The organism is Gemella taiwanensis (assembly GCF_054054385.1).
The window spans coordinates 1-11,063 of record NZ_JBSMTL010000020.1 but is presented as its reverse complement, the minus strand read 5'-3'; the positions used below and the strand labels follow the sequence as shown (position 1 = coordinate 11,063).

9 protein-coding genes and 1 pseudogene are annotated in these 11,063 nt (G+C 31.4%); 9 read left to right on the top strand and 1 reads right to left on the bottom strand.

Going from position 1 to position 11,063, the window contains the following annotated elements; genetic code table 11:
* Both ACWOA3_RS08785 and ACWOA3_RS08780 read left to right on the top strand, forming a co-directional pair.
* The coding region (locus ACWOA3_RS08785; protein WP_456885414.1) for an isopeptide-forming domain-containing fimbrial protein at positions 1-1,747 on the top strand (1,747 nt) is incomplete at its 5' end.
* Between the two features lie 117 nt (positions 1,748-1,864).
* Positions 1,865-2,419, top strand: coding sequence for a TlpA family protein disulfide reductase (locus ACWOA3_RS08780; RefSeq protein WP_003147644.1), 555 nt, complete (start codon positions 1,865-1,867; stop codon positions 2,417-2,419).
* A 70-nt stretch (positions 2,420-2,489) separates the two neighbouring features.
* Here the strand turns inward: ACWOA3_RS08780 and ACWOA3_RS08775 are convergent, their stop codons facing one another.
* The gene (locus ACWOA3_RS08775; RefSeq protein WP_456885412.1) at positions 2,490-3,995 is read right to left on the bottom strand and encodes a C69 family dipeptidase; all 1,506 of its coding nucleotides are present in this window, start codon (positions 3,993-3,995) and stop codon (positions 2,490-2,492) included.
* A 478-nt stretch (positions 3,996-4,473) separates the two neighbouring features.
* Here ACWOA3_RS08775 and ACWOA3_RS08770 point away from each other — a divergent pair, with 478 nt between their 5' ends.
* The 7 genes and pseudogenes from ACWOA3_RS08770 to ACWOA3_RS08740 all read left to right on the top strand — a co-directional run.
* The gene (locus ACWOA3_RS08770; protein WP_456885409.1) at positions 4,474-5,244 is read left to right on the top strand and encodes a threonine/serine ThrE exporter family protein; all 771 of its coding nucleotides are present in this window, start codon (positions 4,474-4,476) and stop codon (positions 5,242-5,244) included.
* Positions 5,244-5,720, top strand: a complete 477-nt coding sequence (locus ACWOA3_RS08765; RefSeq protein ID WP_456885407.1) for a threonine/serine exporter family protein — start codon at positions 5,244-5,246, stop codon at positions 5,718-5,720. Before ACWOA3_RS08770 ends, ACWOA3_RS08765 begins: the two co-directional genes overlap by 1 nt.
* Before the next feature lie 358 nt (positions 5,721-6,078).
* The gene (locus ACWOA3_RS08760; protein ID WP_456885418.1) at positions 6,079-6,183 is read left to right on the top strand and encodes a cation-transporting P-type ATPase; all 105 of its coding nucleotides are present in this window, start codon (positions 6,079-6,081) and stop codon (positions 6,181-6,183) included.
* A 15-nt stretch (positions 6,184-6,198) separates the two neighbouring features.
* Positions 6,199-7,248 (top strand): HAD-IC family P-type ATPase, encoded by a 1,050-nt coding sequence (locus ACWOA3_RS08755; protein ID WP_456885405.1) that lies wholly within the window; start codon positions 6,199-6,201, stop codon positions 7,246-7,248.
* 30 nt (positions 7,249-7,278) lie between these two features.
* Positions 7,279-8,625 (top strand): cation-translocating P-type ATPase, encoded by a 1,347-nt coding sequence (locus tag ACWOA3_RS08750; protein WP_456885403.1) that lies wholly within the window; start codon positions 7,279-7,281, stop codon positions 8,623-8,625.
* Positions 8,626-9,247: 622 nt separating this feature from the next.
* Positions 9,248-9,685, top strand: a pseudogene (locus ACWOA3_RS08745) (Ig-like domain-containing protein); the annotation flags it as partial.
* A gap of 3 nt (positions 9,686-9,688) precedes the next feature.
* Positions 9,689-11,063 (top strand): Cna B-type domain-containing protein (locus tag ACWOA3_RS08740; protein WP_456885416.1); only part of this gene is annotated, 1,375 nt, incomplete at its 3' end.

Below are 11,063 nucleotides of genomic sequence, written 5' to 3'. Positions count from 1 at the left end.
GAACCTATCTGGATATGTGACTAAAGAAGGACAAACACAAGTACCAAACAAAGCACAATACAGAGTAGACCTTCCAAACAAACCAGGTGTAACAAAAGACTCAAACGTAGTACCAGTAACACCACCACCGTCTGATCCAACGAAACCTAATATTGTAAAAACTGTTAATAACAAGCAACAACAGGTATTAAGTAAAATTGATGAGGAATTTGTATATAGAATTTCTACAACAATGCCGGAGAATGCGGAACAGTTTAATGTATTAGATAAATTGGAAAGTGTGTTAGAATTTAGTGGTAAACCTGAAGTTAGTGTTAATGGTAAGAAAGTTAATACGAAAATTACTCAAAATGATGGTGAATTAAATGTAGAATTTAAAGGCGATTTTGTTAAACAAAATGCTGGAAAATCTATTGAAATAGAATTTAAAGCTAAAATTACTAAGGATGCAGATTTATCAAAATACAGAGATTCTGGATATGCTGTACCGAATGAAGCTCGCTATATTGTAAATAATGATCCAAAAATTACTGGTAAAACACCACCAGTATTCGTTACACCACCACCAATTAAAATAGTACCACCAAAACCAGGTGAGAAATCAATTAACTCAGAAAATGGTGAAGAGAATGAAACTCTTAGAGAATTAAAAGTAAATAATGAAGTATTTAGATACGACATTAAAGAGCGCTTAGGGATTAATCAAGACTACAAACAATTCGCTATTAGTGACGATTTAGAAAAAGTACTAGATATTCTTAAAGCTGAGGTTCGAATCGATGGTGAAAAAGTAGATACTATAGCTGTAAATAAAGAATTAGCTAAATTAAATGATGAATTAACTAAAGTTCAAAATAAACTTCAACAAGCTAAAGGTGAATCAACAGCAAGAAAAGACGCGAGAGATTCAGAAATTAAATTAACTGATAAAAAACAACAATTAGAAGTAGTAAATTCTAAGATAAAATCTGAGAAAATTAGAGAAAAAGTTGTTGAATTAAATAAAGAAAAAGTTCTTCTTGAAAAAGATATAGAAACATTAACTAGTGAATTAGCTGAAAAACAAAAAACTATTGGAAATAATAGTATAAATAAAGAAGAATTGGAAAAAGTTGTCCATGATTTGAATAAACAAATTAAGGATTATAAAGAATCAGATAAATTTAAAGCAATTGAATTACTAAATAATGCTTTATCTACAAGAAATGATAAGAATACAATAGATAAAGAAGCGTTGAAAAAAATCGGAGATTTAGTAGTTAAAGATAATACTGTAGTATTTGAGGTTACAAATAAAGATATCTTAAAATTATTAGAAGGTAGAGAAGTTACATTATCAATCTATGCTAAGATAAAAGATAATGTAGATTTATCTAAATACAAAGATGAAAATGTGATAAAAGTACCTAATGAAGCTAAGATAATTTTTGACCATAAACCAAAAGTTACTAATAAGGTATATGTATTACCGAAGCCTAAAGATCCGACACCACCGCCAGGAGAGGTTCCACCAATTCCTGAGATTCCAAAAGAACCGAAACCTAAGAAACCAACCCCACCAACACCAGAAATTCCAACACAACCAAAACCTAAGAAACCAACACCACAAGTACCAACTGCAAAAGTGGAGAAAGCATTGGCGAAAACGGGAGTTACTACAAGTACAAGTACAGGATGGTTAGGAGTAATAGGGTTGATAGCTTTACTATTCGTAAGAAAATATTCTAACAATAGAAAAGATAAATAATAAATATGCACTTGATTTGTAAATAATCAAGTGCATATTATATAATCATAGTACACGCAAATATTCTTTACATATAAATTATATTAGTGATTAAAATGAGAGAAGGGGAATTATAAGGTGAGGAAGAATATTATAATAATAACAAGTATATTTTTATCTATATTGGCAATAGCTGTATTTTTATTTGTAGATGGAAATAATACTCAAAAGAAAGAAAAAAATAATATCTCGATTAATTATCAAGAATTTGTTAATAAGAAATTACCAGATATTACAGTGTATAGTAAAGAAAACAAGGAGATTTCAATAAAATCAATATCCTCAGGGAAACCAGTATTTATGATGTATTGGGCAAGTTGGTGTCCAGATTGTCAAAAACAGTTACCTATTATTAAAAAATTATATGATGAATATAAAGATAAGATAGAATTTATATTGATAAATATTGCGGATGGAGAGAGAGAGACGCAAGATAAAGCACTTTCGTATTTAAAAGACAAGGAGTATAATTTTAACTATTATTCCGCTACGGAAAACGCAATAGATTTATTAAAGATTAACACTATTCCTACAAAAGTGATAGTATCAAAAGATGGTATAGTAAAGAATATACATATAGAAGAATTTTCATCATATGAAAAATTAAAGAAAGATATAGAAGGTGAAATATAGCGGTTCTTTAATTGCTGGAAATAGAATAGAGTGTAGTATGTTATTAACTACACTCTATTTTTATATTGTATTACGCATCAGATCTAGCGAATTTATTTTTCATATTACAGCTTGCTGTAAATAACGCTTTATCTAACAAATCATCTGTTTGAACTTTAAGTTCTTTAGCAATTTTATCATTAGCTTTTTCTAGATAATCTTTAGCAGCTTCTCTCGATACCTTAGTTTCTATAAACTCTTCATCATATTTATTAAGAAGTTCTCTTGATTGTGATTGAACTTTTAATTGATATCGTTCAATATGTGAAGCAGTATCTGCAAAATGAGCATCGCAAAGAGCTGCAATTAAGCGATTAGTCCAGTAGAAGTTTTCAGTTGTTACTTGGTTAGTTGTATTAGCTAGGTATTCAGGAGTTCGATTAATGTTAGTGTAGAATGGAACAATAGCATTAAATACACAAGAACCAACAGCTAACCATTGAATAGATTTAAGTTCATCAGGCATATATGGTCTTATTTGAACCAATCCTAAGAAGTTAGTACGATTTATACCAATTGGACGTAAAGTTCCTTTTTTAACAGAATTACTGTTTTTAGAATATAAATCATATTCAGTTCCTTGGTAGTGGTGAGATAATCCATATTTAATATCTTCAACAGTTATTTTTTTCTCAGGTACTCTAGCCCAAGGTAAATTATCAGAATCTGGGTGATAATCAGCATTTATACCATCATAAGTGTTAGATGTTGGATTGAAATAACGTTGAAGAATCCAAGCACGTGGTGTATTATATGTATGGTCGGCATCACTTCGGCTACCAAAAGCATGACGTGGATTAAAGTTTCCATCGATTGATAAGTCTAGGTGATATTTATCAACAAATTCTTTTAAATCGGCAGAGCACATATATTCTTTTTTCGCTCCAAAAGCATCTTCAAAATCAAATTTATCGATACCAAGTTGGTTTGGCATAATAACATAACTATCATCAGGAACACGACGTGCCATCCAATGATGTCCACCAATTGTTTCAAACCACCAAATTTCGTTTTCATCTTGGAATGCAATTCCGTTCATTTCATAAGTACCATATTTTTCTAAAAGTTTCCCTAGAAATTCAACACCTTCACGTGCAGTTGCAATATATGGCATTACTATTGTATAAATATCCTCTTCACCGATTCCACCTACTTGTTCAGGTATATAATCAACATCTCCTGGATTACCAACGGCAGCTCTGTATTCTACTAATGGATCAGCTCCAAGAACACGTTCATTAGATGTAATAGTTTCAGTAGCACTCATTGAAACATTGTATTCATTAGCACCACATTGTCCCCAAATACCATTATCTAAAATAGCGTTAGGCACTGCAGTATAACGTACCGGATTATTTGGTAATTCGATTTCTACTTTTGAAATAACAGATTTATATTTACGAGGTTGTTCCTCTGGACTTACGTTTATGAATTTTTTTGATCTAAACACTCCTGATGGTGAGTCCTCAGTACGGGCCACCATAGTTGAACCGTCGTAACTAGCATTTTTTCCTACAAGAATAGTTGTACATCCCATAATAATTCTCCTCCTAATTTTTAAATAGTTGACTTTATATATGATATGTAAAAAAGTTTATTCTAGTAGAGTTTTTAAAAATATAATTTTCATAATATTTCCCCCTTACATGAAATATTCTTTAATTTTATTGTAGTACTTATACACTTTTTATTCAAGATATTTGAGGAAGAATCGTAAAAAATAAATTTTTTAAAGAAAATAAAGATTTTATTAAAAAGAAAAAGAATAATAATAAATTAAAAACATTATAAAAAGTGAAAATTATCGAAGATGAAAAAATAGAAAAATAAAACAATAAAAGTGTGTTTTTATTCAATTATTTATGATATAATAACCTTGGAAACGATTAAAGAAAGGTTGGGAGATTAGAAGAAAGTAGTACAAATGATTTTAGAGAAGATTTTTATTAAAACTGTGTAATTATATATAGTTTTTTTATTTTGACTACCGTACTAATCATAATTGGGAAAAAGTGATGTATGAAAAATTATTGATGAAAACAGCCTTACTTGCGGGAAAAATCCTAATGGAAAATGGTGCTGAAGTATACAGAACAGAAGATACACTAGAAAGAATTATAAGAAAAGGTGTTGGAGAAGTTAGAACGGATGAATATTATACACACGTTACCTTAACCGGTATTTTTATAAGGATTGAAGGACTAGGTACTGATTTTAGAAGGGTTAATGATAGAACGTATAATTTAACAAAGACAACAGCGGTAAATACACTATCTAGAGCATATACATCAGGACAGATCAGCTTACTAGACATGTATGATGCACTTAAAAGAGTTCAAGCAGAAAAGAGCCCGATAAAAAATTGGTTTAAAGTTCTTTGTTCAGGAATTCTTAGCGGAAGTATCGTATTAATTTTCGAAGGAAGTTTTTGGGATGTAATTCCTGGAAGTATAGCTGGAGCAGTAGCATTTTATGTCTATGTAAAAGTTATAGGGTATTTAAAAGCTCCATTCATTTCAGAATATATTAGCACCTTTGCCGGAGGAGTAGCAGGTTATTTAGGATTTGCATTGTTAAATGGGCAGTCGTTAAGGTTAGCTATGATAGGCGCTGTAGTACCGCTTGTACCTGGTATTACGATAACGAACTCCATGAGGGATATAATCGCTAAACAATTCATTTCTGGAACTATTCGTTTTATAGAAACATTCTGTGTCGCATTCGCATTAGGTGCAGGTATTGTAACAGTCTATTATCTAGTTAGATTATTAGGAGGTGTGGTATAATGATTGCAGTTTTAAGTCATGCCTTATTATTACTATATCACTTCGTTTTTAGTTTTATATCATCAGTTTCATTTGCTATTGTTTGTGATGTACCGAAAAAAACTTTAGTAACAGGTGGTGTAATTGGTGCAATAGGTTGGTGTGGATATTGGGAAATGTGGAGTCATGGACAAAGTGTATTCATGTCGAGCTTAGTGTGTTCACTACTTCTAGCAAATATAAGCCAAATATGTGCGATTAAATTTAAAAATCCTTTAACAGTATACTTTGTACCTGGATTGGTTCCAGTAGTACCAGGGGTTACGATTTACGATGCATTTAGAACATTATTATTAGATGAATACGGAAACTCTGCAAAAATTTTCCTAAATAGTTTTTACGGAGCAGTAGGACTTGCAGTAGGAATAATAATCGCTGATTCAATTTTTAGAGTGGTGTTAAGTCCATTATTGCAAAAAAGACAAGAAAGTAAATAAAAGTTGATGTAAAAGTATCTTCACTTAAATAAAAAGAGTGGAGATATTTTTATTAACTAAAGAGATGATATACATTCTTTTTTTCTTGTAAAATATATAAGACTATGTTATAGTTATATAAACACAAGGGATTAGCTTACGAATAAACGTAGTAGTATCGTCATTACGAAAGAATATTTTCCGGTGCTACTTTAAAAAGCGAGACTTGGTTGCTATGCAATCGGTCTCGCTTTTTTGTTTTAATACTGACCTAAGCAATCAAGTTACTTTGCGAAAAAATTATAAAGAGAGGGCAAAGAGATGAAATATTTTTATCAAAAAGATAGCGAAGAAATGTTAAGTGAATTAGAAACTAGTAATTCAGGGTTATGATAATGAGGCAAAAAGTCGTCTAGAAAAGTATGGCTTAAACAAACTTCCTGAAGAGCCTCGTCCAAGTGCTTTTCAAATATTTTTAAACTAATTTAAAGACTTGATTGTGTTAATTTTAATAGTTGCGGTGGTTATTTCTGGATTCACAGGAGATCATGAATCTTCAATAGTAATTATTATCGTGCTAATTATTAATGCGATACTTGGAACAACACAGACGCTTAATGCACAACGTTCGGTTGATAGCTTAAAACAACTATCAGTTCGAAAAGTTAAGGTAATTCGTAATGGAGTTAAACAAGAGATTAATTCTGAACAACTACCAGTTGGAGATACTATAGAGTTTGAAGCTGGAGATATGATAGTGGCGGATGCGCGTATTATTGAAGCAAGCTCACTACAAGTTCAAGAATCTGCACTTACTGGAGAAAGTCATGCTGTCGATAAAACAATCGAGACAATAGATGATGAAGTAGTTGTTGGGGATCAGACAAATATGGTCTTTACAGGCTCACAAGTTACTTATGGTAAAGGTCGTGCAGTTGTAACTAGTATAGGAGTAGCAACAGAAATCGGGAAAATCTCAGAACTACTTAACAAGGCGACAACGAGCAAATCACCATTACAAAAATCAATAGATGAGTTTTCTAAAAACCTATCTATCGGTATAATAGCTCTATGTATTGTAGTTTTTGGACTAACATATATTAGTTCAAAAGATTTTGGTGGAGCGGCGATGTTTGCTATTGCGCTTGCAGTTGCGGCTGTACCTGAAGCATTGGCATCTATTATAACAATAGTTGAATCATTAGGTTCACAAACTCTAGCAAAAGAAAATGCAATTATGAAAGATATTAATGCTGTAGAAACTTTGGGTTCAGTATCTATCATAGCCTCTGATAAAACGGGGACATTGACACAAAATAAAATGACGGTTGAAGATGTTTATGTAAATGGTAAACTTTTAAAACCAGATGAACTTAGTTTGGAAGATAAAGCGAGTAAAATGTTAATGGATACGATGGTTCTTACTAATGATTCATTTATTAATGGTGACCAAAAAGTAGGAGATCCAACGGAGCTTGCTCTAGTAGAATTAGGTAGAAAATATAATATTATTGAACAAGATTATCGAGAAAACTATCCTCGTATTTAAGAACTACCATTTGACTCAGTTCGTAAATTTATGTCGACATTACAAATTGTTAATAGCGAAAAAGTAATGTTAACCAAAGGTGCGACAGATGAACTTCTTAAAAAATGTAGCCATATATTATTATATGGAGAAGTTCGCGATATAACAAAAGAGGATATCGATCAAATATTAGTTCAAAACTACAACTTTGCAGAAGAAGGATTGCGTGTCCTTGGCTATGCTTTTAAAGTAACAGATAAAGAGCAATTAACTTTTGATGATGAAAATAATTTAAAATTCGTCGGTCTAACTTCAATGATAGACCCACCACGTGTAGAATCAAAAGATGCAGTAGAAAAAGCGATAAAGGCAGGAATTAAACCTATTATGATAACTGGAGATCATGCTATAACAGCCCGTTCTATTGCTCGTAAAATAGGAATTTTCCAAGAGGGAGCTATGGTTGTAGATGGTATAACACTAGAAAATATGACTGAAGAAGAGCTTTCTCGTGATTTGGAGAAAATTTCGGTCTATGCCCGTGTTGCACCTGAACATAAAATCCGTATTGTAAATGCATGGCAAGCAAAAGGGAAAATCGTTGGTATGAGCGGAGATGGAGTTAATGACGTACCAGCATTAAAACAAGCAGATATTGGTATTGCGATGGGAATAACAGGATCAGAAGTTTCAAAAGATGCTGCTGATATGATATTGACAGATGACAATTTTGCAACTATTGTAAAAGCGGTAACTGTTGGACGCAATATTTTTACAAATATTAAAAATGCAATTAAGTATCTTTTAACAGGAAATACTGGAGCAATCTTTGTAGTAATAGCGACAACACTATTAGCATTCTTTGATACGAAGTATGTTGTACCATTTGCAGCGATTCAATTGTTATTTATTAATTTAGTAACAGACTCATTGCCAGCTATTGCGATAGGAACAGAGCCAGGAACCGATGAAGTGTTAAAACAAGCGCCTCGTGATCCAAAAAAGCCGATTTTAATGCGTTCAACATTTACAGCGATATTAGTAGAAGCGGGATTAATAGCTATTGCGGTATTTATCGGATATTATATTGGTATAAATACAGGAGAAGGTTATGTAACAACATTTGCTTTCTTGGTACTATGTTTAGCAAGATTATTCAATGGCTTTAGCTGTAGAAGTGATTTACCACTGACAAAAATAGGATTATTTACAAACAAGAATACAATTATCGCATTTTTAATTGGAATAACGTTAGTAAGTATAATAATCTTTATTCCAGCAATCGGTAGTATTTTCAAAGTAATGTCACTAAATGGAATACAAATTTTAACTATAGTAGGCTTGGCTCTTGCGCCGACTATTGTGGTACAAGTTATTAAAATAATGAAAAACAGATAAACTTAAAAAAATAAATTTTTAAAGCTCACTACAGCGGCTAGGTTGTTTATGATCTAGCCTCTGTAGTGTTTTTAGCAAGAAATAGATATCGCTATTTTTATAATATAATTGTTTTTGTAAGGAGTTAATATTTTTTTATTTTAGGCTGATTTAATGCAGTTTAATAATGTTTTTTATCTGCTATGGGGTTAAAATCCTTATTTAAGAAATAATTGGACATGAAAAATTAGTTATGATATAATATTTGGAGGCAGGCCTAGGATTAATAATTAAAACAATTGTTTCTTAAGGAGTAAAAAAAAGTTGTAGATATAATAAAGCTAAGCTTTTGAACCGGAAAGTCTATGAGGCGCTGACTAAAGAAATTAAAAAGTATGATTTATTTTAATCGTACGTGTAGATTGGAAAGTAAGTGATAGTTATGCGATTTTGCATAAGGGAAATTACTTTAAATATGGAGCTTCCTAAAATTAAGGAGTAATAGTACCTAATAAAAATTTGAATTTGAAATCATCATAGGCATCCCACCTTAGTGTGATGATTAATTCAAAATTTTATAAAGTAAAGGAAGCAGCTAAGAAATATACAATGAATAATAAAAATACTAGGAGGTAGGATTTAAATGAAGAAAAGTAATATTATTCAAAAAACGGTTAAACTTTTTTTAGCCTTTGTCATGTTCTTAGGGGTTCTTTTTCAAAATAGTAGTTTAACATCTGCGCAAGGAACAGAAGTGGATCGCGTTAATACAAAAATAACTAGATTTGAAATTAAGAATCATGATGGAACTCCTGCACCAGGATATCATTATTGGAATGAATATAGACTAGATATGGATTGGGATGCTAGTTCGTATGGAAATCAGTTAAAACAAGGGGACTATTTTATTGTTAAGTTACCAGAATAGTTTAAATTTCCAACAGACGGACCGACAGTAGATTTTAAGCTTTACGCACCAGATGGTAAAACAGTTATTGCTAATGCACATGTTAATTCTAATGGAGAACAAGGTGGGGGAACAGTAAAAGTTACATTTACAAAATACGTAGAAAATAGAGAAAACGTGAAAGGTAACTTATACTTACAAGCAGGATTTGCTCACAGTAAAATAAATGAAGGTGGAGACAATATAATTGATATACAAATAGGAAGTGTAAAAAAATCTACAAATATCAAAATAGGACCAAAACCTACTATAAAAAATGAAACATTTGCTAAATGGGGAGCGACAGTTCCTGGAAATGATAATCAAGCCAAATGGGTTTTACGTATTAATCATATAAAAGGTAATTATTCAAATTTAACTATCTCAGATAGACTTTACGTAGATGAAGGTAACTTGCCACCTACAATTCATTATATTAGAGATTCTTTTGTGTTATACGAACTTGAATATGATCAATATGGGTATACATCAAGAGTTGTTAATGTTTATAAATATAATGATCTTAAAGACTTTATAAAATTTTCTGGAAATGATACACAGTTTACCTTTGAGTATAGTAAAAAATTTGGAGATATAAATGGTAGACAATATCGCCTAACATATAATACAACATATATTCCACAACTTAAATTGAAAAATGAGGGTATTTTCAAGAGTACTGAAACAAATATAATATATAGAGCATGGTTTAATAATGCAGAAGCTGGTGGTACTGGACAAGGGGATTTAATCCAAAAAATTAAAATTTTTAAAGTTGATGAAAATGATAGGCAAATTAAACTTCCTAACGCAGAATTTTTAATTACAAAAGTGAAAGATGGATCTACTTTTACATTGAAAACAGATGCACAAGGAGAAGCTGTTTCTGAGAAATTAGAACCTGGGAAATATAAAATTAAAGAAACGAAAGCACCTGATGGCTATATACTTGATCCTACAGAAAAAGAAGTAAATGTAGTTGAAGGTGAAGTGTTATTTTGGACAGCAACAAACGCTAAAATAACAAATATAGATATTGCTGGCAAAAAAACATGGGATGATGCGAACAATCAAGATGGAAAACGTCCAGATAAGATTAAAGTAATCCTAAAAAAGACAGTAGATGGAACAACGACAACAGTAGTTGAAAAAGAAGTTAAAGCAGATGCTGATGGAAATTGGAAGTATGAGTTTAATAATCTACCAAAACATGAAAACGGGAAACTAATCACATACAGTATAGATGAAGAGGACGTGCCAGGATACGAAAAATCAGTAGAAGGATATAACCTGAAAAACACACATACACCAGAAAAAGTAAGTGTAGCAGGAACAAAAACATGGGATGACGGAAATAACCAAGACGGAAAACGCCCAGACAAGATTAAAGTAATCCTAAATAAAACAGTAGATGGACAAACAACAAAAGTAACAGAAAAAGAAGTAACAAAAGACAACTGGAACTACGAGTTTAACGATCTACCAAAATATGAAAACGGAAAAGAAATCACAT

Bases quoted from the DNA above. Each gene is read 5' to 3' on its own strand.
- ACWOA3_RS08775 (WP_456885412.1), bottom strand. From the start codon at position 3,995: ATGGGATGTACAACTATTCTTGTAGGAAAAAATGCTAGTTACGACGGT.
- ACWOA3_RS08770 (WP_456885409.1), top strand. From the start codon at position 4,474: ATGTATGAAAAATTATTGATGAAAACAGCCTTACTTGCGGGAAAAATC.
- ACWOA3_RS08765 (WP_456885407.1), top strand. From the start codon at position 5,244: ATGATTGCAGTTTTAAGTCATGCCTTATTATTACTATATCACTTCGTT.
- ACWOA3_RS08750 (WP_456885403.1), top strand. From the start codon at position 7,279: ATGTCGACATTACAAATTGTTAATAGCGAAAAAGTAATGTTAACCAAA.